A 20748-nucleotide genomic window follows, 5' to 3' on the forward strand; every position below is an offset into this window, starting at 1 on the left:
ACCTTCAATGTTGCGAAAGTGGCTTTCGCAACGTCCTCCCCGGCAAGCCGCGCGCAGCGAGTGGCAGCCTGCTTTACCGCGTGAGTGGCCACTCGCGGGACACCGGCGAAACCCTAGGCTCGGGTGATCACCGGGAGGACGGACATGATCACCATCGAGCCCTTGAAGCCCGAAGACCGCGAAGCCTGGGAACACCTGTTCCGCGCGTACATCGCCTTCTACGAACGTGTTGCGCCCCAAGAGGTCTATGACCGAGCTTGGCGCGAGTTCCAGGCGGGGGAGCGGATGCACGCGCTCGGTGCCCACGTGGACGGCGAGCTCGTCGGGATCACGCATTTCCTGGTGCATCCCAGCACTTCCGCGCTCACCGACGTCTGTTATCTGCAGGATCTGTTCACCGCGCCGGAAGCCCGCGGCAAAGGGGTCGCGCGGGCGCTGATCGAGGCCGTCGCGGACTGGGCGCGCGACCGCGATTGCGGCAGGGTCTACTGGCACACCAAGGAATCCAACGCGACCGCGCGCCGCCTGTACGACCGGGTCGCGGTCAACCGGGGCTTCATCCAGTACCAGTTGCCCCTGTGAAAACAGTGAGGGCCGCCCGTCACCCGAGTGGCCCTCACCAAGTTCAGAGTTTCGAAGCCTCCGCCGCGAACGCCTCGATCTTCCCGAAGTCCTTGGCGGCCAAGGCATCCTTCGGCGTCAGCCACGAACCGCCGATGCAGCCCACATTGGACAGTGCGAGATAGTCCGGTGCGGTCTTCACGGTGATGCCGCCGGTCGGGCAGAACTTCAGCCCGGGCAGCGGCCCGCCGATCGACTTGAGGTACGCGACGCCGCCGCTGGCCTCGGCGGGGAAGAACTTCAGCGCGGTCAGCCCGCGTTCGGCCAGCCGCATCGCCTCCGAAACCGTGCTCGCGCCCGGCAGGAACGGCAGACCGGTGTCGAACGCGGCGTCCAGCACGGCGTCCGTGCAGCCCGGGGTCACCAGGAACTTCGCGCCGGCGTCGGCCGCCTGCTTGGCGTGTTCGGGCGCGGTGACGGTCCCGGCGCCGATGACGATCTCCGGGACCTCCGCGGCGATCCGCTCGATGGAGGCGAGTGCCGCCGGGGTGCGCAGGGTCAGCTCGATCACGCCGATCCCGCCCGCGAGCAGGGCCCGCGCGGTGGGCACGGCGTCGGCGGCGTCGTCGAGCACGACGACGGGCATCACGGGGGACAGGCCGAGCAGGTCGGCGCCGGTGGTCACTGGGTTACCTCCACAGGGGTCAACGTGTGCGCCGGAGCGCCGAAGTGTTCCGGCGTGAGCGGTCCGAACACGCTCGCGCCCTGATCGGCGGGGCCGACCGCGCGGCGCAGCGCCGCGAACAGCTCCCGGCCGGTGCCGGTCCAGGATGCCTCCGAAGGTGGGGAGTCCACCAGTTCACGACGGGCGAGTTCTTCGTCACCCACGAGGACGTCGAGCGTCCCGGCCTTGGCGTCGAGGCGGACGACGTCGCCGTCGGCGATCCGCGCGATCGGGCCGCCCACGGCGGCTTCCGGGGTCACCTGGATCGCCGCCGGGATCTTGCCGGACGCGCCCGACATGCGGCCGTCGGTGAGCAACGCCACCTGGTACCCGCGGTCCATCAGCACCCCGAGCGCCGGGGTGAGCCCGTGCAGCTCCGGCATGCCGTTGGCCTGGGGACCCTGCTGCCGGATGACGACGACGACGTCGCGGTCCAGCTCGCCGGCCTCGAAAGCGTCCTTGAAGGACTTCTGGTCGGTGAACACCCGCGCCGGCGCCTGCACGATCCGGTGCTCCGGCGCCACCGCCGACACCTTGATCACCGCGCGGCCGAGGTTGCCCGCGACCATCCGCAGCCCGCCGTCGGCGGCGAACGGCCGCCACACCGGCCGCAGGACGTCCTCGTCGAGGCTGCGCGTCGGCACGTCGCGCCAGACCAGTTCGCCCTCGGAAAGGATCGGCTCCTGCCGGTAGCGGTGCAGGCCCGGTCCGGCGACGGTCTGGACGTCCTCGTGCAGCAGGCCCGCGTCGAGCAGCGTACCGACCAGGAACTGGATGCCCCCGGCGGCGTGGAAGTGGTTGATGTCGGCGCTGCCGTTCGGGTACACGCGGGCCAGCAGGGGGATGACCGACGACAGATCGGAGAAGTCGTCCCAGGTCAGCTGGATGCCCGCGGCGGCGGCGATCGCGACGAGGTGCATCGTGTGGTTGGTCGAGCCGCCCGTGGCGAGCAGCGCGATGACACCGTTGACGACGGCCTTCTCGTCGAGCACGCGCGAGATCGGCGTGTACTCCTCGCCGCGCGAGAGCTTCACGACGCGGCGTCCGGCCTCTTCGGTGAGTGCCTTCCGCAGCGGCGAGTTCGGCTGCACGAAGCTGGCGCCCGGCAGGTGCAGGCCCATCACCTCGACGACCATCTGGTTCGAGTTGGCGGTGCCGTAGAAGGTGCACGTGCCCGCCGAGTGGTACGAAGCCGCTTCGGCGTCCAGCAGGTCTTCGCGGGTCGCCTTGCCCTCGGCGTAGAGCTGGCGCACGCGCGCCTTCTCCTTGTTCGGCAGGCCCGAGTTCATCGGCCCGGCGGGCACCAGGATCGCCGGGAGATGCCCGAAGGACAGCGCCCCGATCAGCAGACCGGGCACGATCTTGTCGCAGACGCCGAGCAGCAGCGCCGCGTCGAACATGTCGTGGGACAGCGCGATCGCGGTCGACATCGCGATCACCTCGCGGCTGAACAGCGACAGCTCCATGCCCGGGCGGCCCTGGGTGACGCCGTCGCACATCGCGGGCACACCGCCGGCGAACTGGGCGACGCCGCCCGCCTGGCGGACCGAGCCCTTCAGCATCGCCGGGTACTCCTGCATCGGCTGGTGGGCCGACAGCATGTCGTTGTAGGACGAGACGATCGCGACGCCCGGCGCCCGCGCGGCGCGCAGTGCCGCCTTGTCGACACCTTCCATCGCGGCGAAGCCGTGGGCGAGGTTGCTGCAGTCGAGGCCGCGCCGCACCGGCCCTTCTTCGTGGGCGGCGGCGACGCGCTCGAGGTACGCGGCGCGGGTTTCGGCGCTGCGGGCGGCGATGCGTTCGGTGACTTCGGCGATGATGGGGTGGACGTTCGGGGCGGTGCTCATTGTCCGGCTCCGGATCACTGGTCGTGGTGGTCCGCGGGACGGCAACGCTGACGTCGCTGGGTCGTGACAGTGGCCACAGTAACCCAGGGGAAAGCCCGAATCAAAATCGATACAGAAGATCGACTCGCGTGACCTCCGTCACGCCCCTAGGTTCTACTGTGCTACTTGTCACATTGCACAACGCGCGGCAGAGTCGGGATGGCGAGGAATCGCTTGCCCTCGAAGGCTCAAGCGGCCAACCGAACCGACCATCGGGAGGTACCGATGTCCACCACAGAGATCGCCGAGCTTCGGCGAGCCATCGGTCAGCTGAGGCAGTGCGTCGGCGCGCTGCGCTCCCGATACGGCGACGCCTCGGCGGTACGGCGCCTGGCGAACGACGTCGAGCGTCTCGACATCGACGCGACCGACCTCGACACGACCCCGAACGCGGTGCCCGCGCAGGCGAAGGCCGCCGACCGGGTCCAAGTTCCCGATACGCCCTACGACCCGGCGCTGTGGCAAGGCGCCGATGACGAAGGCGTCGGCGGCTACAAGCGCGACCAGCGGTGAGCGCCCCCGCCGGCAACGAGGCCGGACGGGGAACGGGGGTCCGCGCGCCGTCGCGGGCCCTCATCGTCGAGAAAACGCTGCGCACCGACCGATGGTGGCTGTCCCCGCTGCTGACCGTCCTCGGCCTCTCCGCCTTCATCATCTACGCGACGATCAGGTCCTTCGTGCGCACCGCGTACTGGGTGCCCGAGTACCACTACCTGACGCCGTTCTATTCGCCCTGTGTCTCGGAATCCTGCGTCGAAGGCTCCCGGCATTTCGGGGCCTGGTTCGGCGAACTGCCGGGTTTCATCCCGCTCGGCTTCCTGGTCCTGCCGTTCCTGCTGGGCTTCCGGCTGACCTGCTACTACTACCGCAAGGCCTACTACCGGGCCGTCTGGTTCTCGCCGCCCGCCTGCGCGGTCGCCGAACCGCACGCGAAGTACACCGGGGAGACCCGGCTGCCGCTGATCATCCAGAACGCCCACCGCTACTTCTTCTACGTGGCCGTGGTCGTCTCGCTGGTCAACACCTACGACGCGATCACCGCGTTCCACGGCAAGACCGGCGGGTTCGGTTTCGGGCTCGGCAACATCGTGCTGCTCGGCAACGTGATCCTGTTGTGGGCGTACACGTTGTCGTGCCACTCGTGCCGTCACGTGACCGGCGGCAGGCTCAAGCACTTCTCGAAACATCCGGTCCGCTACTGGATCTGGACGCAGGTGACGAAACTCAACACCCGCCACATGGCGCTGGCGTGGACGACGCTCGGCACGCTCGTGCTGACCGACCTCTACGTGATGCTCGTGGCGAGCGGTGCGATTTCGGATCTGCGGTTCATCAACTAGCGGTGCGGGAATCTCCCGTCCCCGGCGACAAGCTTTGAGGTGGCTCTTTTCATGACCGAGGTCGAACGGCTCAGCTACGACGTGGTGGTGATCGGTGCCGGCGGTGCCGGCCTCCGCGCGGTCATCGAAGCGCGTGAACGCGGTTTCAGCGTCGCGGTGGTGTGCAAATCGCTTTTCGGCAAGGCGCATACGGTGATGGCCGAAGGCGGCTGCGCGGCGTCGATGGGCAACGCGAACTCGAACGACAACTGGCAGGTGCACTTCCGCGACACCATGCGTGGCGGGAAGTTCCTCAACAACTGGCGCATGGCCGAACTCCACGCCAAGGAGGCGCCGGACCGGGTCTGGGAACTGGAGACCTACGGCGCGCTGTTCGACCGCACCGCCGACGGCCGGATCAGCCAGCGCAACTTCGGCGGGCACACGTACCCGCGGCTCGCGCACGTCGGCGACCGGACCGGGCTCGAACTGATCCGCACGATGCAGCAGAAAATCGTTTCGCTGCAACAAGAGGACTTCAAGGAGACCGGTGACTACGAGGCGAGGATCAAGGTCTTCGCCGAATGCACGATCACCGAGCTGCTGACCGAGGACGGCCGGATCTCCGGCGCGTTCGGGTATTGGCGCGAGAGCGGCCGGTTCATCCTGTTCGAGGCGCCGGCGGTGGTGCTGGCGACCGGCGGCATCGGGAAATCCTTCAAGGTCACCTCGAATTCGTGGGAGTACACCGGTGACGGGCACGCGCTGGCGCTGCGGGCCGGGGCGACGCTCATCAACATGGAATTCGTCCAGTTCCACCCGACGGGCATGGTCTGGCCGCCGAGTGTGAAGGGGATCCTGGTCACCGAAGGCGTTCGCGGTGACGGCGGGGTCCTCAAGAACACCGAGGACAAGCGGTTCATGTTCTCCTACGTCCCCGACGTGTTCAAGGGGCAGTACGCGGACAGCGAAGAGGAAGCCGACCGCTGGTACACCGACCAGGAGAAGAACCGCCGCACGCCGGATCTGCTGCCGCGTGACGAGGTCGCGCGCGCGATCAACTCCGAGGTCAAGGCGGGCCGGGGATCGCCGCACGGCGGGGTCTTCCTCGACATCGCCAGCAGGCTGCCCGCGGAGGAGATCCGCAAGCGGCTGCCGTCGATGTACCACCAGTTCAAGGAACTCGCCGACGTCGACATCACGAAGGAACCGATGGAGGTCGGGCCCACCTGTCACTACGTGATGGGCGGGATCGAGGTCGACCCGGACACCGCGTCGTCGAGCGTGCCGGGGCTGTTCGCCGCCGGCGAGTGCTCGGGCGGGATGCACGGCTCGAACCGGCTCGGTGGCAACTCCCTTTCGGATCTGCTCGTCTTCGGCCGTCGCGCGGGCCTCGGTGCCGCGTCCTACGTCGCGGAGCTGAAGGACCGTCCGAAGGTCAGTCAGTCCGATGTGGACGCCGCCGCGGCGATGGCGCTCGCGCCGTTCGACCCGCCGGGTGACGGCGTCGAGGAGAACCCGTACAGCCTGCACACCGAGCTGCAGCAGTCGATGAACGACCTCGTCGGCATCATCCGCAAGGCGGAGGAGATCGAGCGGGCGCTGGAGAAGCTCGGCGAACTGCGCGAGCGGATCAAGCGGGTCACCGTCGAGGGGCACCGGCAGTTCAACCCCGGCTGGCATCTCGCCGTCGACCTGCGGAACATGCTGATGGTCAGCGAATGCGTCGCCAGGGCCGCGCTCACCAGGACCGAGAGTCGGGGCGGGCACACGCGGGACGACCATCCGGGCATGGACGCCCAGTGGCGCAACAAACTCCTGGTCTGCTCGGCCACGCCGGGCGACAACCCGGTGGTGCCGGACATCGGCGTCGAGGTCAAGGCGCAGACACCGTTGCGGCAGGATCTGCTGGAGCTGTTCGAACTGTCCGAGCTGGGGAAGTACTACACCGACGAAGAACTGGCTTCGCACCCCGGGAGTCCGGCATGAGCTACAAGGCGAGTTTCCGGGTCTGGCGCGGCGACGCCGATTCGGGTGAGCTGCAGGACTACAGTGTCGAGGTCAACGAGGGCGAGGTCGTCCTCGACATCATCCACCGGTTGCAGGCCACCCAGGCCTCGGATCTGGCGGTGCGGTGGAACTGCAAGGCGGGCAAATGCGGTTCGTGCTCGGCGGAGATCAACGGCAAACCGCGGCTGCTGTGCATGACGCGGATGTCGACCTTCACCGAGGACGAGGTCATCACCGTGACGCCGATGCGGACGTTCCCGGTGATCCGCGACCTGGTGACCGACGTGTCGTTCAACTACACCAAGGCCCGCGAGATCCCGTCGTTCACGCCGCCCCCGGAGCTGAAGCCGGGGGAGTACCGGATGCAGCAGGTGGACGTCGAGCGCTCGCAGGAGTTCCGCAAGTGCATCGAGTGCTTCCTGTGCCAGAACACCTGCCACGTGGTGCGTGACCACGAGGAGAACAAGGAGGCCTTCGCCGGCCCGCGGTACCTGATGCGGATCGCCGAACTCGAAATGCATCCCCTCGACGTCGCCGACCGGCGTGACGAGGCGCAGGAGGAGCACGGCCTCGGGTACTGCAACATCACCAAGTGCTGCTCGGACGTGTGCCCGGAGGGTATCCACATCACCGACAACGCGCTGATCCCGATGAAGGAACGCGTCGCCGACCGGAAGTACGACCCCATCGTGTGGCTGGGGAACAAGCTTTTCCGGCGGGACAAGTAGCGCGGGCCTCGTGAGTGGCAAGGACGGTTCTAACCGTCCTTGCCACTCACGAGCTAAATCGGTTGCCGCCGCTCTCTTGTTTGCCGCACACTTACCGCACACCGACCGAGGAGGACGCATGACGCGACGTTGTTACGCCATGGCCCTTGGTATGGAAGAGAAACACGGCTCCCGGCCGATGTCTTAACGAGACGTCGCATACGTGGAGCCGCCCTTCGGGAAACCGAACCGGGCGGCTTTTTCTTTCGGTGACCCTGATTTCTGGAACGAAGCAGTCCGGTGCGCGGCGCGTGCCGGACTGTGTTCCAGGCCAAGGCGCGTTGGTCCAGCGGAAGGGATACCGGGTTTTCACCCCGGTGACGTGGGTTCGACTCCCACACGCGCTACGCCCCGGCACGGCGGGGAAACCTGTTCCGTCGTACCGGTGCGGTGGTGTGGGGTCCGTGTGTCCCATACCGCCAGACGCGCACGGTCCGGCGACCGGCCGGGATTCATAGCCCCGGCCAGCCTGGCTCGACACCAGGGTGCGCGACTCAGCCCGTCTTGCGGGCGCTGTGCACGTCGCCGCTCTCGTGGCGGCGCAGGACGAGGTCCTGGAAACCGTTGTCCCGCAGGCCTTCTTCCAGGTTGAGCCCGTTCGTGGCGACGACCACCAGCAGCCCGCCCGTCACCAGGCTCGCGGCGACGCGACCGAGATGGGCGGGGGAGTCCAGGAAGGCCAGGACGACGTCGAAGGCCCCCATCACCGGCAGCCGGGCGAGCTGGTGGACTTCGTAGGAGATCCCGACGGGGTCGCGTTCCTCTTCGCGTTGGGCGGCCGCGATCAACGTCTGGTCCGCGTCGACACCGACGACGCGGCGCGCACCCTCTTCCCGGAGCAGGCGCGGATAGCGGCCATCGCCGCACCCGACGACCAGGACCGCCCTGCCCGCCAGGTCCGGCAGCGCTTCGAGCAGCGTCGCGGCCTGGTCCGCCATACGGCCGACGCTAGCCGAGCGACCGCTGTCCCGACAGGACCAAGAGGCCTATCCCGAAGTACATGAAGGCCCCCTTCCTGTACCTAGGCGCAAGGAAGGGGGCCTTCATGTACTTACGGAGCTACAGTGCGCCACCGCTCGCGTCGTCGCGCTGCATGACCACGCTCGACGGTGCGGAGTGCACCGGCTTGGCCCCCTTCGGAGCCTTCTTCCGCCGCGCCAGCTTGTTCTCCAGCCACGACGCGAACCAGCTCAGGAGCAGGTTCAGCACGATGAAGATGATCGCGACGACGATCAGTGTCGGGATCGTGTTGCCGTAAAGCCCGGTGAGCGGTCCGGTGCTGCGGATCAGCTCGTTGAAGCCGATGGTCAGCTGACCGGCCAGCGCCGTGTCCTTGAGGATGACGACCAGCTGGCTCACCAGCGCGGGCAGCATCAGGGTGACCGCCTGCGGCAGCAGGACGGTCATCATGATCTGGGTCTTGCGCATGCCCAGCGCGGACGCGGCCTCACCTTGGCCCTTGGGCAGGGAGAGGATGCCCGCGCGGAACACCTCGGCCATGACCGAACCGTTGTAGAGCACCAGGCCCGTCACCGCGGCGAACAGCGGGCGGATCTCGGCGTCGATGTCGGTGTAGAACGCGTAGAACGCCGCGGCGAAGACCATCAGCAGCAGCACCGGGATCGCCCGGAAGAACTCGACGACCGCGCCGACCGGGACCCGGATCCACTTGTGGTCCGACAGCCGGCCGATGCCCAGCAGCGCGCCGATCGGCAGCGCGATCACGATCGACAGCGCCGCGGCCTTCAGGGTGTTGAGCAGACCGGGCACGATGAACTCGCTCCAGGTCGAGCCCTTGAGGAAGGGATCCCACAGGGCCCCCGCCCATTGGTTCTTCTCGTCGAAGCCCGCGTAGATGTAGTAGATGGCCAGCGCCAGGACGAGGACGAAAAGAACGCTGTAGAGCCAGTTCCGCGCCCGGGCCTTCGGGCCGGGAATGTCATAGAGGACGGTCTGCGCGCTCATCGCTTGACCTCGACCTTCTTGGCGACCCAGCCCAGCAGCAGGCCGAGGGGGAGGACCAGGATGACGAACCCGACGGCGAAGACCAGGAAGACCAGGAGCAGCGAGTCGGATTCGTTCTCGATCATGTCCGACATCAGCAGCGACGCTTCGGCCACACCGATGATCGAGGCGACCGTGGTGTTCTTCAACAGCGCGATCATGACGTTCGCCAGTGGCGCGATCACCGACCGGAACGCCTGCGGCAGCACGATCAACGTCAGCACCTGGACGAAGCCGAGCCCCAGCGCGCGGGCCGCTTCAGCCTGGCCGACCGGGACGGTGTTGATACCCGACCGCAGCGATTCACAGACGAATGTCGCGGTGTAGGCGACGAAGCCGAGGATCGCGAGCCGGAAGGCGTTGTCCTCCAACGACGTCGTCGACTCCGACGAGGCCAGGTTGAGTCCCAGGGTGGAGGACAATCCCAGCGACGTGAAGACGATGATCACCGTCAGCGGGGTGTTCCGGAAGATGTTGACGTAGGCGGTGCCGAACGCCCGCATGATCGGAACCGGGCTCACCCGCATCCCCACCAGGATGGTTCCCCAGATCAGGGACCCGATCGCGGAGAAGAAGGTGAGCTTGATCGTCATCCAGAAGGCGCCGAGCAAGTCGTAATTGGGATTGTCGAGGAAATCGAACAAGGTGCTCAACCCAGCCTCGGTATGGGAACGGTGCGCCGCGGTACACGGCGCACCGTTCGATTCCTTCAGTTCAGCGGCTCAGCGAGCCGGGGGTCAGGAGATGGCCGGGGGCTCGGGGATCTTGTAGCCCGACGGGCCGACGTTCTTCTCCAGAGCGGCCTTCCACGAGCCGTCCTGCTGCATCTTCTTGATCGCGTTGTTGATCGCGGTGATGCTCTCGTTGTCGTCCTTCTTCAAGCCGACGCCGTACTTCTCGTCGGTGAAGCCCTTGCCGACCAGCTTCAGCTTGCCGGGCTGCTGCGCGGCGTAGCCGCCGAGGATGACGTCGTCGGTGGTCATCGCGTCGACGGTCTTGTTCAGCAGCGAGGTGACGCAGTCGGTGTACTTGCCGCGCTCTTCGAGCTGAACTTCCTTGGCGTACTTCTCCTTGACGTTCTGCGCCGGGGTCGAACCCTTGACCGAGCAGAGCTTCTTGTTACCGGTCAGCGACTCCGGGCCGGTGATGTCGGTGGAGTCGGCGCGCACCAGGAGGTCCTGGTGGGCGATGAAGTACGGGCCCGCGAAGGAGACCTCGTTCTTGCGCTTGTCGGTGATCGAGTAGGTGGCGACGATGAAGTCGACCTCACCCTTCTTGATCAGGTCTTCGCGCTGCGCGGACTGCGCTTCCTTCCAGGTGATCCCCGACTCTTCGACGCCGAGCTCCTTGGCGATGTACTTCGCCACGTCGACGTCGAAGCCGGCGTAGGTGCCGTCCGCCTGCTTCTGGCCGAGGCCGGGCTGGTCGAACTTGATGCCGATGACGAGCTTCTTGTCGTTCTTGGCCTTCGCCACGACGTTCTTGGCGCCGCTGGAGCCGCTGCCGGCGTCCGACCCGCCGCCGCCACAGGCGGAGAGGGCGAGCCCGGCCGCCACGACGGCCGCGCTCATTCGCAGAACTCGGTTCAACCGCATTGTTCTCAGTTTCCTTCCGAATCTTGTCCAGCCATACCGGCCGGCGGGGAAGACCTCAGTGGGTCAGGATCTTGCCGAGGAAGTCCTTGGCGCGATCCGTCTTCGGCTTGGTGAAGAACTCGTCCGGGGTGGAGTCCTCGACGATCTCGCCGTCGGACATGAACACCACCCGGTTCGCCGCGCGCCGCGCGAAGCCCATCTCGTGGGTGACGACGAGCATCGTCATCCCGTCCTTGGCGAGCGTGGTCATCACGTCGAGGACCTCCTGGACCATCTCCGGGTCCAGCGCCGAGGTCGGCTCGTCGAACAGCATCACCTTGGGGCGCATGGCCAGCGCGCGGGCGATCGCCACACGCTGCTGCTGCCCGCCGGAAAGCTGGGCGGGGTACTTGTCGGCCTGGTTGGCGATGCCGACACGTTCGAGCAGGTCCATCGCGGTCTTGCGGGCTTCGGCCGAGTTGACCTTGCGGACCTTCATCGGCGCGAGCATGACGTTCTCGACGATCGTCTTGTGCGCGAACAGGTTGAACGACTGGAACACCATGCCGACGTCGGCGCGCAGCGCGGCCAGCGCCTTTCCTTCGGCGGGCAGCGGAACACCGTCCACCGCGATCTCGCCGGAGTTGATGGGTTCCAGCCGGTTGATCGCCCGGCACAGCGTCGACTTGCCAGACCCGGACGGCCCGAGCACGACCACGACCTGCCCACGCGGCACCTCGAGGTTGATCTCCTTGAGCACGTGCAGGTCGCCGAAGTACTTGTTCACGGCGGCCGCCTTGATCATCGGCGCCGCCACCTCCGCGGTCATCTGGCCTCCAGGAGCGTTCGTTTGCAGGGGACTGCGGGGTCAGGCACCACGCGATGGCGGAAACCTACTCCCGTCGGACCGCTTGTAAAGGCGGCTTGACCAATACTTAGGGTTTCAAGTCCGTATCGTTCTCAAGCCACCGGACGGCCCGATCCGCCGCCGTCCGGCGCTGATCAGCCTAGACAAGGCAGGGGTATCCCGTAACCGGGGTCACAACAGATCTGTGACGCATCGTGACCATTACCGCGTGCGACGGGTCCCTCACCGGGCTGGGACGGGCGGCGCGAGGGGTGACTCACCCCATAGAGTCGTTCTTCAAGTCGTCGCGGTGCGGGGACGACGTGAAAGGGAAACGCGGGTGCGGGTACTGCTGGTGGAGGACGACGACCGGGTCGCGGGCGCCTTGACGCCCGCGCTGACCCGGCGCGGCCTGACGATCAAACGCCTTGCCTCCGGTGCCGGGGTGCTCGATCTGGTGCACGAGGTCGACGTCGTGCTGCTCGACCTCGGGCTCCCCGACATCGACGGGATCGTGCTGTGCCGCCGGATCCGCGCGGTCAGCGACGTCGCGGTGATCGTCGTTTCGGCGCGGGGCGAGGTCGACGACCGGATCCAGGGGTTGCGGTCCGGCGCCGACGACTATCTGGTGAAGCCCTACGACGTCGACGAGCTGGTCGCCCGCGTCGAGGCCGTGCGGCGTCGCCGCGGCGAGCGGCCCGCCGCGCCCGAACCGCCGGGAGTCATCCAGGCGGGTGATGTCTCGGTCGATATCGGGCGCCATGAGGTGCAGGTCGACGGGCAGCCGGTTTCGTTGTCCCGCAAGGAATTCCAGGTGCTCGCGCTAGTGGTCTCGGCCCGTGGCGCGGTCTGCGCCCGCGACCATGTGCTGAACGAGGTCTGGGGGCACCGCGGCCCGGCGGAGAGCCGGTCGCTCGACGTCCACGTCGCCACCCTGCGGACCAAACTGGGCAGGCCCGCGCTGATCGAGACCGTCCGCGGCGTCGGGTACCGCCTCGGCGGCGCCTACGGCCCGGCCGAAGAGGGCTGAGCCGGTGCGCGTCCGGCTCCAGGCGATCGTGCTGACGCTGGTCGCGGCGCTCGTGTTCGGCCTCGGCATCCCGCTCTCGCTCAGCGTGGCGGCCAGTGCGCAGCTCGACCTCTTCCTCGACCGGCTCACCGACACCTCCCGGTTCGCGTCGCTGGCCCAGCGCCCGCTGGTGGAGAACCGGCCGGACCTGATCGAGGACGAACTCCGCCGCTACACCGAGGTCTACGGGGTGCCGGTGGCGATCGTCGACCAGGACGGCGAATCCGTCGCCAGAGGGCCGGGGGATACGCCCGGGATCGATCTCAAGGACCCCGTCATCGCGTCGCATCTGCAGCAGGCGCTGGCGGGACGCCGTTCCGAACCGGGGCCGCTGCTGCTGCCGTGGTCCACCGGGCCGCTGGTGCTGGCCGAGCCGATCCTGATCGACGGCGAGGTGCGGGGAGCGGTGATCACCGTTTCTTCGACGAGCAAGGCCCGCACCGAACTGCTCTGGTGGTGGCTGCTCATCGCGGCGGGGGCGGTGCTGGCGTTCGGGCTCGCGCTGCTCATCGCGGTGCCGGTGGTGCGCTGGATCCTGCGCCCGGTCCGGCGGCTCGACGACGCCACCGGCGAGCTGGTCGCCGCCGTGGTCAGCGGCCGCGAGGTCAAACGGGTGGGGGAGACGGGCGGGCCGCCGGAGCTGCGGCAGCTCGAACGCTCCTTCGACCGGATGGCCGCCAGCGTCGACGAAGCACTGTCGGCGCAGCGCGCGTTCGTCGCCGACGCCTCCCATCAGTTGCGGAACCCGTTGACCGCGTTGAAGATCCGGCTCGGCAACCTCGACGGGCACGTCGATGACGACCTGGCCGCGGCGGATCTCGAAGCCGCCCTCGTCGACGCGCGACGGCTCAACCAGATCCTCGACGAGCTCCTTTCGCTGGCCCGGGCCGAAGCCTCGGGCGGCGAACTGGTGCCCGTCGGTCTCGACGAGATGGTGAGGGCCCGGGTCGCCGACTGGACCGTCGTCGGCGCGGCACGTGACATCACCCTGGTCGCGTCCGGGCTGGGCGGCGGGCTGAGGGTGCTCACGCCCGCGCGCGGCCTCGAAGTGGTCCTCGACGCGCTGCTGGACAACGCGCTCAAGTTCACCGAGCCGGGCACCGAGGTGCGGGTGGACGTCACCACCGCGGACGGGAAGGTGGACATCGCCGTCCGCGACCACGGCCCCGGCCTGCGCGAAGACGAGCTGGACCGCGCGGCGGACCGGTTCTGGCGCAGCACGGCGCACCAGAACGTGCCCGGCTCCGGCCTCGGCCTGGCGATCGTCACCGAGATCCTGGCCCGATCGGACGGTTCGCTGCGGCTCGGTTCACCCGAAGGCGGCGGCCTGCGGGTGACCGTGACCCTGCCCTTAATCCTTGAGTGACCGGAAGTAGCGCAACGCACCCGGATGCAGCGGCAGGGGAGCGGTCTCGATGGCGGGGTGGACGTCGATCGACAACGCCGCCCCGGCCGCCTTGACCAGCTGGTCCCGCGCGTCGAACAGCCCGCGCACCAGCGCCTCGGCGACGTCGTCGCGCATCGACGTGGGCACCACCAGGAAGTTCGGCAGCACGAGCGTGGTCACCGGCGACGGCAGGTTGTAGGCGGTCACCGGGATGGTCGCCGTCCGGTACACCGGGCTGGTTGCCCGCAGCGCGTCCGCGAGATCGGTGATGTCGAGCAGCCGCAGCCCGACCGTGTGCACCTTCTCGGTGATCGACGGCGTCGGCAGGCCACCCGACCAGATGACGGCGTCGATCTGCCGGTTCTCCAGCGCGGGCAGTGCCTCGGGGAGGCCGAGGTTGCGCCGGTCGATCGCGCCGGTCAGCCCCGACGCCTTCAGCAGCTGGTTCGAGACGAACTCGACGCCCGAATCCGGCGAGCCGATCGCGACCTTGTGCCCCCGCAGCTGGGCGAACGACTTGATCGGGGAGTCGGCCCGCACGATGACGTGCAGGTAGTCGTCGTGCACGCGGGCCAGCGCGGCCAGCCCGGCGGTGTCGTCGGCGGCCACGTCGGCGGCGACGAACGCGACGTCGGCCTTCCCCGCGCGCACCCGTCCGACGTTGTCCGGCGAGCCCTGGGTCTCCTGGATGACGGGCCGTTCGGTGTCGAGCTGCGCGGCCCACGCGTCGGCCAGGGCCTCGGCCAGCTTGTCGTAGACGCCCCCGTTGAGCCCCGCCGCGATCCGCACCTTCGTCCCGGACAGATCGGGGCCGCACCCGGCGACCAGGGCACAGACCACGGCGATCACCACCGCGAGCACCCCTGGTCTCCTCATGAGGGTCGATCGTGCCATGGAACCCCGCCCGCGTACCCTCGAAGGCGAGATGAGCGCGCGCACTTACCAGATCCGCACCTTCGGCTGCCAGATGAACGTGCATGACTCCGAACGTCTTGCCGGGCAGCTCGAGGACGCCGGCTACGTTCCGGGTGACGGCGAGGCCACACCCGACCTGATCGTGTTCAACACCTGCGCGGTGCGGGAGAACGCGGACAACAAGCTGTACGGCACCCTCGGCCATCTGCGCCCGCAGAAGACCGCGAAGCCGGACATGCAGATCGCCGTCGGCGGCTGCCTCGCGCAGAAGGACCGCGGCGAGATCGTCAAGCGCGCGCCCTGGGTCGACGTCGTCTTCGGCACGCACAACATCGGTTCGCTGCCGACGCTGCTGGAGCGCGCGCGGCACAACGCCGAGGCCGAGGTCGAGATCCTCGAATCGCTCGAGACCTTCCCTTCGACGCTCCCGGCGAAGCGCGATTCGGCGTACGCGGGCTGGGTGTCGATTTCGGTCGGCTGCAACAACACCTGCACCTTCTGCATCGTCCCGGCGCTGCGCGGCAAGGAACGCGACCGCCGTCCCGGCGAGATCCTGGCCGAGGTCGAGGCGCTCGTCGCCGAAGGCGTGCTCGAAGTGACGCTGCTCGGCCAGAACGTCAACTCGTACGGCGTCGAATTCGGCGACCGGCTCGCGTTCGGGAAGCTGCTGCGTGCCTGCGGTTCGGTGGACGGGCTGGAGCGCGTCCGGTTCACCTCGCCGCATCCGGCGGCGTTCACCGAGGACGTCATCGACGCGATGGCCGAGACGCCGAACGTGTGCCACCAGCTGCACATGCCGCTGCAGTCCGGTTCGGACCGGGTGCTGCGCGAGATGAAGCGGTCCTACCGTTCCGCGCGCTACCTCAAGCTCCTCGACCGCGTGCGCGAGTCCATGCCCGACGCCGCGATCACCACCGACATCATCGTCGGCTTCCCCGGCGAGACCGAGGAAGACTTCCAGGCGACGCTCGACGTCGTCGCGCAGGCGCGGTTCTCCAGCGCGTTCACCTTCCAGTACTCGATCCGGCCGGGTACGCCCGCCGCCGAGATGGACGGGCAGCTGCCGAAGGAGGTCGTGCAGGAGCGCTACGAGCGGCTCGTGAAACTGCAGAACGACATCTCCTGGGACGAGAACAAGAAGATCGTCGGACGGCGGGTCGAGCTGCTGGTCGCCTCCGGTGAGGGCCGCAAGGACACCGAGACGCAGCGCATGAGCGGCCGCGCCCGAGACGGCAGGCTCGTCCACTTCACGCCCACTGGGCCGCAGGTGGACCGCCTGGTACGCCCGGGCGACGTCGTCGAGACCGTGGTGACGTACGGCGCTCCGCACCACCTCGTCGCCGACGGCGATCTGCTGTCGCACCGCCGCACCAAGGCGGGCGACAACTCCGAGGCCGGGCGGCGGCCGAAGACCAACGGCGTGACGCTGGGCCTGCCGGGCTTCGGCGCTCCGGCCGTCACGCCGGAACCGGTGAGCGGGTGTGCGCTGTGACCGAACCGAAGATCGACGAACTCGCCGCCGAGATCGACGAGGTCGGCGAACGCGCGGCCAAGACGATCGAACTGGGCAGGCGCGGGTTCTCCATCGCCGTGCTGGTGTTCGTGCTGCTGATCGCCCAGCTGCTGCCCTGGGTCGGCGAGCACGCCGGCTGGGAGGTGCTGCTCGGCCGGGGCGGCGGGATCCCGCAGCTGTTCGCCGCGACCTCCACCGGTATCGGGGTGTTCGTCGGCGCCGTCACGCTGGTGACCCGCCGCTGGTGGCTGGCCTGGGTCTGCGCCGCGGGCGGCTGGTTCGCCTCCGTCGACGGGATGCTCGCGATCTGGTCCCAGCAGTCCTCGAACGCGACCGGCGCGGCCGGTGGCGGTCCGGGCTTCGGGCTGATCGTCGCCTGGATCGCCACCGTCGCGCTGGCCATCTACTGGATGCGTGCGGCTTTCTCGCGGAGCTAGCCGACGCGCAAGGTGAGGTTGCTGGACGTGTACGCGCTCGCGTAGAGCGTCGTTTCGGGGTGGTAGGCCCTCAGCGTGACCACCGCGCTGAGCGAGAAGCTCAGCTTCAGCGAGAACGTCGAGTTGGGCCGGCAGGTCGTGTCGGCGATGTTCACCCACACGCTGCCCTGAAGCTGCTGCACGATGATCGCTTCGAGGCTGTCCGTCCCGTCAGCGCCTTCCAGGGCCTGCAGGGTCCCCTTGAGGGTGACCTTTTCGTTGACCTTGACCTGCTTCTTGCTGAGTGACGCGTCGAGTTTGACCTTCTTCTTGCCCGCTTCGGCGGAGACCGGGGCCGGTGCCGGGGCCGCCGTCGCCGACGCGGCCGGGGCGAGCCCGGCCACCAGAGCACAACTGATCGCCAGGGCGGCGAACGCCCGGCGTACTGGGGGAATCAGTGTCTGGTTCATGATCGAAGTCGACCACGGTTGAGCGCGGAGAGCGCTCGAATACGCGCGAACGTGGGACGCGTCCCTCCACCGTGGAGTGAAGCGCGTGAAGGCCCCCTTCCCTCGGCTGACCCGAGGGAAGGGAGCCTTCACGCGCTTTGAGACCTAGCGGTCCGCGATGGCCGCTTCCGCCGCCTCGAGCCACTCACGCCACTGCGCGGCCTGCTCGTCCGCCTTCTTCGCGCGCCGCTCGTCGCCCGCCGCACGCGCCTTCGCCGCCTGCGACTCGAACTGCTCGACCCGCTCGCGGAACTGCGCCGCCCTGGCCTGCGCCTCCGGGTCGGTCCGCCGCCACTTGCTGTCCTCGGCCGCCTTGATCGCGTCCTGCACGGCCTTCAGCCGCCCGTCCAGCTCACGGATGCGCTCGCGCGGGACCTTGCCGATCTCGTCCCACTGGTCCTGGATGCGCCGCATGTGCTGCTTCGCCGCCTCCAGGTTCGCGGCGGGATCGATCTTCTCGGCCTCGACGAGGAGCTCTTCCTTCTGCTGCGCGTTGGTCGCGAACTCGGCGTCCCGCTCGGAGAACACCGCGGACCGCCGGGCGAAGAACTTGTCCTGCGCGGCGCGGAAGCGCTGCCAGAGCGCCTCGTCGCTGTCCTTGGGCGCGCGACCGGCGGCCTTCCACTCGGTCATCAGGTCCTTGTAGCGACCCGCCGTCTCGCCCCAGTCCGACGACTCCGAGAGCGATTCGGCCTCGGCGATCAGCTCTTCCTTGCGGTGCTTGGCTCCCGCGCGCTGCTTGTCGAGCTCGGCGAAATGCGAGCCGCGGCGGCGATTGAACGCCTCACGGGCCTTGGAGAACCGCTTCCACAGCTCGTCGTCGGTCTTGCGGTCGACGCCCTTGACGGTCTTCCACTCGTCCAGGATCGCGCGCAGCCGGTCGCCTGCCGCCTTCCACTGGGTCGACTCGGCGGCGAGCTTCTCGGCCTCGTCGGCGAGGGCCTGCTTGCGGACGACGGCGGCCGCTCGGGCTTCCTCGCGCTCCTGCTTGGCCGCGGCCAGCGCCTTCTCGGCGTGGGAGATGACCTGCTCGATGCGGCCGCTCAACGCGGCGATGTCGCCGACGACGGCGGCTTCGGCGAGGCCGTCGCGCAGCTGCGTGGCCGTCGCCAGCGCGTGCTTCGGATCGCCGGCGCCGGACTCCAGCCGGGTCTCCAGCAGCTCGACCTCGGTGCGCAGGTCGTCGAAGCGGCGCGCGTAGTGGAGCAGACCCTCGTCCGGGCTCCCGGCCTGCCAGACACCGACCGCGCGTTCGCCGTCGGGTGTGGTGACGTAGACCGTTCCTTCTTCGTCGACCCTGCCCCAAGCGGACGGGCTGGGCTCGGCGGGCGGCACGGGGGGTGCGGGATGCCCGCCACCGAGCGCGTGCGGTACCGGGTGCGGTGCCGGGGTACCGGTGGACGTGTTCTCCTGGGCCATCGCAGGCTCCTTATCGCCTGTACGCCCGCTGGCGCGGGCGCCCCGCCTAGCGGCGGGGCCGGGTAATGCGTTGCCGTCTTGCTTCGGGGGCATCAACCCCTTGCGGCATTCAAGCAGCTCAGCGTCCACCGTGGAACCGGATGAACCACCAGAGGGCAGTGATCCTACTTCCGGAGGACCCTCCGTGTCGGTCGGTTGCCGGTCGTGGATGGCGGGGAAGGTAACGTCGGCGGCCGTGATCCACCGTGTCGCCATGCTCCCGCAACCCCCGCTGCTCATTCCCGAACTGGCCGCCGGAGCGGCGGACGAGTGCGCCGAGCTGCGCGAAGCCTGCCTCGCCGCGGCGAGGCGCCTGACCAGCGCTTCGCCGGACTGGGTCGTCATCGGCGCGGCCGCCGGCGCGCCCGAAGTACCGGAACACGCGAGCGGCTCGTTCCGCGGTTTCGGCGTCGACCTCGGAGTCTCACTCAGCCGGGTGACGGCGCCCGAAACCGAGTTGCCGTTGCCCGCGCTCGTCGCCGGCTGGCTTCGTGAGCAGGGCGGCGCGTCGTCCGTCCGCGTCCACCTCGTCGATCCCGCCACTCCCGCCGACCAGTGCGAACAGTTCGCCCGTGCGGTGGGCGACCACCCGGCCGTGCTCGTTCTCGGTGACGGTTCGAGCAGGCACGGCCCCCGTTCCCCCGGCGGTGAGGACGCGCGCGCCGAGGGTTTCGACGCCGGGATCCGTGACGCGCTGGCCAAGGCCGACACGGGGGCGCTGGCCGCGCTCGACCCAGCCTTGGCCGCCGAACTCGGGGCCGGCGGCCGCGCGCCCTGGCAGGTCCTCGCCGGTCTTGCGGCGGACGGGGACTGGACCGGCGACGTCCTCTACTCGGCCGCGCCGTTCGGCGTCGGCTACCACGTCGCGGTCTGGGAACGCGCGTGATCCGGCCGGTCGCGGTCGTCGGGCCCACGGCGACCGGGAAGACCGCGCTGGCGGTCGAACTCGCCCTCACCCTCGGGGGCGAGGTGGTCAACGCCGACGCCCTGCAGCTCTACCGCGGGATGGACATCGGGACGGCCAAGGCGACCGTCGAGGAGCGGCGAGGCGTGCCGCATCACCTGCTGGACGTCCTCGACGTCACCGCGACGGCGTCCGTCGCCGCGTACCAGCGCGACGCACGTCGGCGCATCGAAGAACTCCTCGGCGCCGGACGCGTGCCGATCCTCACCGGCGGGTCGGGTCTCTACGTCCAAGCCGTGCTCGACGACCTCAAGTTCCCGGGCACCGATCCGGACGTGCGCGCCCGGCTGACCGCCGAAGCCGACGAAATCGGGGTCGCCGCGATGCACGCCCGGCTCACGGAACTGGACCCCGTCGCCGCCACGGCCATCCTGCCGACGAACAGCCGCCGGATCGTGCGCGCGCTGGAGGTCATCGAGATCACCGGCGAACCGTTCTCGGCGAACCTGCCGAAATCGGGTCCCGCGCGCTACGACACCGTCCTGATCGGCATCGACCGCGAACCGGCGGAACTCGATGTCCGCGTCGACCGTCGCGTGGAGCTCATGTTCGAAGCCGGACTGGTCGACGAGGTCCGGACGTTGCTGGGCCGGGGACTCCGTGACGGGCTCACCGCGTCGAGGGCGCTGGGCTACCAACAGGTGATCGCCGCCATCGACGGTGACGGCGACTTCCAGGCCGCGTCCGAGGCCACCGCGCAGGCCACCCGGAGGTTCGTGCGGAGACAACGTTCCTGGTTCCGGCGGGACAAGCGCATCCGCTGGTTCGACGGCGGTTCGGAGCGGCTGGCCGAACGCGTCCTCGAAGCGGTGGCCCAGTAATCTT

General features: G+C 68.8%; 21 protein-coding genes and 1 tRNA gene. 12 read left to right on the plus strand and 10 right to left on the minus strand.

From position 1 onward, the window contains the following. Positions 1–144 precede the first annotated feature (144 nt). Complete coding sequence (locus ACFWIW_RS31760; protein WP_378371852.1) at positions 145–582, plus strand: GNAT family N-acetyltransferase; 438 nt, start codon at positions 145–147, stop codon at positions 580–582. A 43-nt stretch (positions 583–625) separates the two neighbouring features. Here ACFWIW_RS31760 and eda read toward each other — a convergent pair whose 3' ends face one another. Both eda and edd read right to left on the minus strand, forming a co-directional pair. Continuing rightward, positions 626–1246: a bifunctional 4-hydroxy-2-oxoglutarate aldolase/2-dehydro-3-deoxy-phosphogluconate aldolase gene (gene eda / locus ACFWIW_RS31765; RefSeq protein ID WP_016332712.1), complete on the minus strand. Its 621-nt coding sequence runs from the start codon at positions 1244–1246 to the stop codon at positions 626–628. After that, positions 1243–3132, minus strand: coding sequence for a phosphogluconate dehydratase (gene edd / locus ACFWIW_RS31770; RefSeq protein WP_378371853.1), 1890 nt, complete (start codon positions 3130–3132; stop codon positions 1243–1245). Before edd ends, eda begins: the two co-directional genes overlap by 4 nt. A 264-nt stretch (positions 3133–3396) precedes the next feature. Between edd and ACFWIW_RS31775 the strand changes: the two genes are divergently transcribed. From ACFWIW_RS31775 to ACFWIW_RS31795, 5 genes are all read left to right on the plus strand, one after another. After that, positions 3397–3684 carry a hypothetical protein gene (locus tag ACFWIW_RS31775; protein WP_016332714.1) on the plus strand — a complete coding sequence of 96 codons (288 nt, stop codon included), beginning with the start codon at positions 3397–3399 and terminating at the stop codon, positions 3682–3684. Next, positions 3681–4511, plus strand: coding sequence for a hypothetical protein (locus tag ACFWIW_RS31780; RefSeq protein ID WP_378371854.1), 831 nt, complete (start codon positions 3681–3683; stop codon positions 4509–4511). The genes ACFWIW_RS31775 and ACFWIW_RS31780 overlap by 4 nt, the downstream gene beginning before the upstream one ends. Before the next feature lie 51 nt (positions 4512–4562). Then, complete coding sequence (locus tag ACFWIW_RS31785; protein WP_378371855.1) at positions 4563–6479, plus strand: fumarate reductase/succinate dehydrogenase flavoprotein subunit; 1917 nt, start codon at positions 4563–4565, stop codon at positions 6477–6479. Further along, positions 6476–7228, plus strand: coding sequence for a succinate dehydrogenase/fumarate reductase iron-sulfur subunit (locus tag ACFWIW_RS31790; protein WP_005164720.1), 753 nt, complete (start codon positions 6476–6478; stop codon positions 7226–7228). Before ACFWIW_RS31785 ends, ACFWIW_RS31790 begins: the two co-directional genes overlap by 4 nt. Positions 7229–7542: 314 nt before the next feature. Beyond that, a tRNA-Glu gene (locus tag ACFWIW_RS31795) sits at positions 7543–7614 on the plus strand. A 147-nt stretch (positions 7615–7761) separates the two neighbouring features. Here ACFWIW_RS31795 and ACFWIW_RS31800 read toward each other — a convergent pair. The 5 genes from ACFWIW_RS31800 to ACFWIW_RS31820 form a co-directional block, all read right to left on the minus strand. After that, complete coding sequence (locus ACFWIW_RS31800; protein ID WP_378371856.1) at positions 7762–8205, minus strand: class I SAM-dependent methyltransferase; 444 nt, start codon at positions 8203–8205, stop codon at positions 7762–7764. A 121-nt stretch (positions 8206–8326) separates the two neighbouring features. Beyond that, on the minus strand, positions 8327–9232 hold the full coding sequence (locus ACFWIW_RS31805; protein ID WP_378371857.1) for an amino acid ABC transporter permease: 906 nt from the start codon (positions 9230–9232) through the stop codon (positions 8327–8329). Then, the gene (locus ACFWIW_RS31810; protein WP_378371858.1) at positions 9229–9924 is read right to left on the minus strand and encodes an amino acid ABC transporter permease; all 696 of its coding nucleotides are present in this window, start codon (positions 9922–9924) and stop codon (positions 9229–9231) included. The genes ACFWIW_RS31805 and ACFWIW_RS31810 overlap by 4 nt, the downstream gene beginning before the upstream one ends. 84 nt (positions 9925–10008) lie before the next feature. Continuing rightward, on the minus strand, positions 10009–10866 hold the full coding sequence (locus tag ACFWIW_RS31815) for a glutamate ABC transporter substrate-binding protein (protein ID WP_378371859.1): 858 nt from the start codon (positions 10864–10866) through the stop codon (positions 10009–10011). Between the two features lie 55 nt (positions 10867–10921). Then, positions 10922–11650 (minus strand): amino acid ABC transporter ATP-binding protein, encoded by a 729-nt coding sequence (locus ACFWIW_RS31820; RefSeq protein ID WP_173426348.1) that lies wholly within the window; start codon positions 11648–11650, stop codon positions 10922–10924. A 382-nt stretch (positions 11651–12032) separates the two neighbouring features. Here ACFWIW_RS31820 and ACFWIW_RS31825 point away from each other — a divergent pair, with 382 nt between their 5' ends. Continuing rightward, positions 12033–12722, plus strand: a complete 690-nt coding sequence (locus tag ACFWIW_RS31825; RefSeq protein WP_240597994.1) for a response regulator transcription factor — start codon at positions 12033–12035, stop codon at positions 12720–12722. Between the two features lie 4 nt (positions 12723–12726). Continuing rightward, complete coding sequence (locus ACFWIW_RS31830; RefSeq protein ID WP_378371860.1) at positions 12727–14127, plus strand: sensor histidine kinase; 1401 nt, start codon at positions 12727–12729, stop codon at positions 14125–14127. Here the strand turns inward: ACFWIW_RS31830 and ACFWIW_RS31835 are convergent. Beyond that, positions 14113–15024 (minus strand): TAXI family TRAP transporter solute-binding subunit, encoded by a 912-nt coding sequence (locus ACFWIW_RS31835; RefSeq protein WP_378371861.1) that lies wholly within the window; start codon positions 15022–15024, stop codon positions 14113–14115. The genes ACFWIW_RS31830 and ACFWIW_RS31835 overlap by 15 nt on opposite strands. A gap of 16 nt (positions 15025–15040) precedes the next feature. Here ACFWIW_RS31835 and miaB point away from each other — a divergent pair, with 16 nt between their 5' ends. Together miaB and ACFWIW_RS31845 are read left to right on the plus strand one after the other, a co-directional pair. Beyond that, positions 15041–16555: a tRNA (N6-isopentenyl adenosine(37)-C2)-methylthiotransferase MiaB gene (miaB, locus tag ACFWIW_RS31840; protein WP_378371900.1), complete on the plus strand. Its 1515-nt coding sequence runs from the start codon at positions 15041–15043 to the stop codon at positions 16553–16555. Further along, entirely contained in the window at positions 16552–17013 is a 462-nt protein-coding gene (locus ACFWIW_RS31845) for a hypothetical protein (RefSeq protein WP_378371862.1), read from the plus strand. Before miaB ends, ACFWIW_RS31845 begins: the two co-directional genes overlap by 4 nt. Here the strand turns inward: ACFWIW_RS31845 and ACFWIW_RS31850 are convergent. Next, positions 17010–17462: a hypothetical protein gene (locus ACFWIW_RS31850; RefSeq protein WP_378371863.1), complete on the minus strand. Its 453-nt coding sequence runs from the start codon at positions 17460–17462 to the stop codon at positions 17010–17012. The genes ACFWIW_RS31845 and ACFWIW_RS31850 overlap by 4 nt on opposite strands. Positions 17463–17606: 144 nt before the next feature. Then, positions 17607–18920 carry a DUF349 domain-containing protein gene (locus ACFWIW_RS31855; protein ID WP_378371864.1) on the minus strand — a complete coding sequence of 438 codons (1314 nt, stop codon included), beginning with the start codon at positions 18918–18920 and terminating at the stop codon, positions 17607–17609. Between the two features lie 235 nt (positions 18921–19155). Here ACFWIW_RS31855 and ACFWIW_RS31860 point away from each other — a divergent pair, with 235 nt between their 5' ends. Both ACFWIW_RS31860 and miaA read left to right on the plus strand, forming a co-directional pair. Next, positions 19156–19845 carry a class III extradiol dioxygenase subunit B-like domain-containing protein gene (locus ACFWIW_RS31860; protein WP_378371865.1) on the plus strand — a complete coding sequence of 230 codons (690 nt, stop codon included), beginning with the start codon at positions 19156–19158 and terminating at the stop codon, positions 19843–19845. After that, entirely contained in the window at positions 19842–20744 is a 903-nt protein-coding gene (gene miaA / locus ACFWIW_RS31865; RefSeq protein ID WP_378371866.1) for a tRNA (adenosine(37)-N6)-dimethylallyltransferase MiaA, read from the plus strand. Before ACFWIW_RS31860 ends, miaA begins: the two co-directional genes overlap by 4 nt. Positions 20745–20748: the final 4 nt, after the last annotated feature.

Origin of the sequence: Amycolatopsis sp. NPDC058340, from assembly GCF_042723975.1 — a bacterium.
GTDB lineage: Bacteria > Actinomycetota > Actinomycetes > Mycobacteriales > Pseudonocardiaceae > Amycolatopsis.

Bases quoted from the DNA above. Each gene is read 5' to 3' on its own strand.
- ACFWIW_RS31760 (WP_378371852.1), top strand. From the start codon at position 145: ATGATCACCATCGAGCCCTTGAAGCCCGAAGACCGCGAAGCCTGGGAA.
- edd (WP_378371853.1), bottom strand. From the start codon at position 3,132: ATGAGCACCGCCCCGAACGTCCACCCCATCATCGCCGAAGTCACCGAA.
- ACFWIW_RS31775 (WP_016332714.1), top strand. From the start codon at position 3,397: ATGTCCACCACAGAGATCGCCGAGCTTCGGCGAGCCATCGGTCAGCTG.
- ACFWIW_RS31785 (WP_378371855.1), top strand. From the start codon at position 4,563: ATGACCGAGGTCGAACGGCTCAGCTACGACGTGGTGGTGATCGGTGCC.
- ACFWIW_RS31790 (WP_005164720.1), top strand. From the start codon at position 6,476: ATGAGCTACAAGGCGAGTTTCCGGGTCTGGCGCGGCGACGCCGATTCG.
- ACFWIW_RS31800 (WP_378371856.1), bottom strand. From the start codon at position 8,205: ATGGCGGACCAGGCCGCGACGCTGCTCGAAGCGCTGCCGGACCTGGCG.
- ACFWIW_RS31805 (WP_378371857.1), bottom strand. From the start codon at position 9,232: ATGAGCGCGCAGACCGTCCTCTATGACATTCCCGGCCCGAAGGCCCGG.
- ACFWIW_RS31815 (WP_378371859.1), bottom strand. From the start codon at position 10,866: ATGCGGTTGAACCGAGTTCTGCGAATGAGCGCGGCCGTCGTGGCGGCC.
- ACFWIW_RS31820 (WP_173426348.1), bottom strand. From the start codon at position 11,650: ATGATCAAGGCGGCCGCCGTGAACAAGTACTTCGGCGACCTGCACGTG.
- ACFWIW_RS31835 (WP_378371861.1), bottom strand. From the start codon at position 15,024: ATGAGGAGACCAGGGGTGCTCGCGGTGGTGATCGCCGTGGTCTGTGCC.
- miaB (WP_378371900.1), top strand. From the start codon at position 15,041: ATGGAACCCCGCCCGCGTACCCTCGAAGGCGAGATGAGCGCGCGCACT.
- ACFWIW_RS31850 (WP_378371863.1), bottom strand. From the start codon at position 17,462: ATGAACCAGACACTGATTCCCCCAGTACGCCGGGCGTTCGCCGCCCTG.
- ACFWIW_RS31855 (WP_378371864.1), bottom strand. From the start codon at position 18,920: ATGGCCCAGGAGAACACGTCCACCGGTACCCCGGCACCGCACCCGGTA.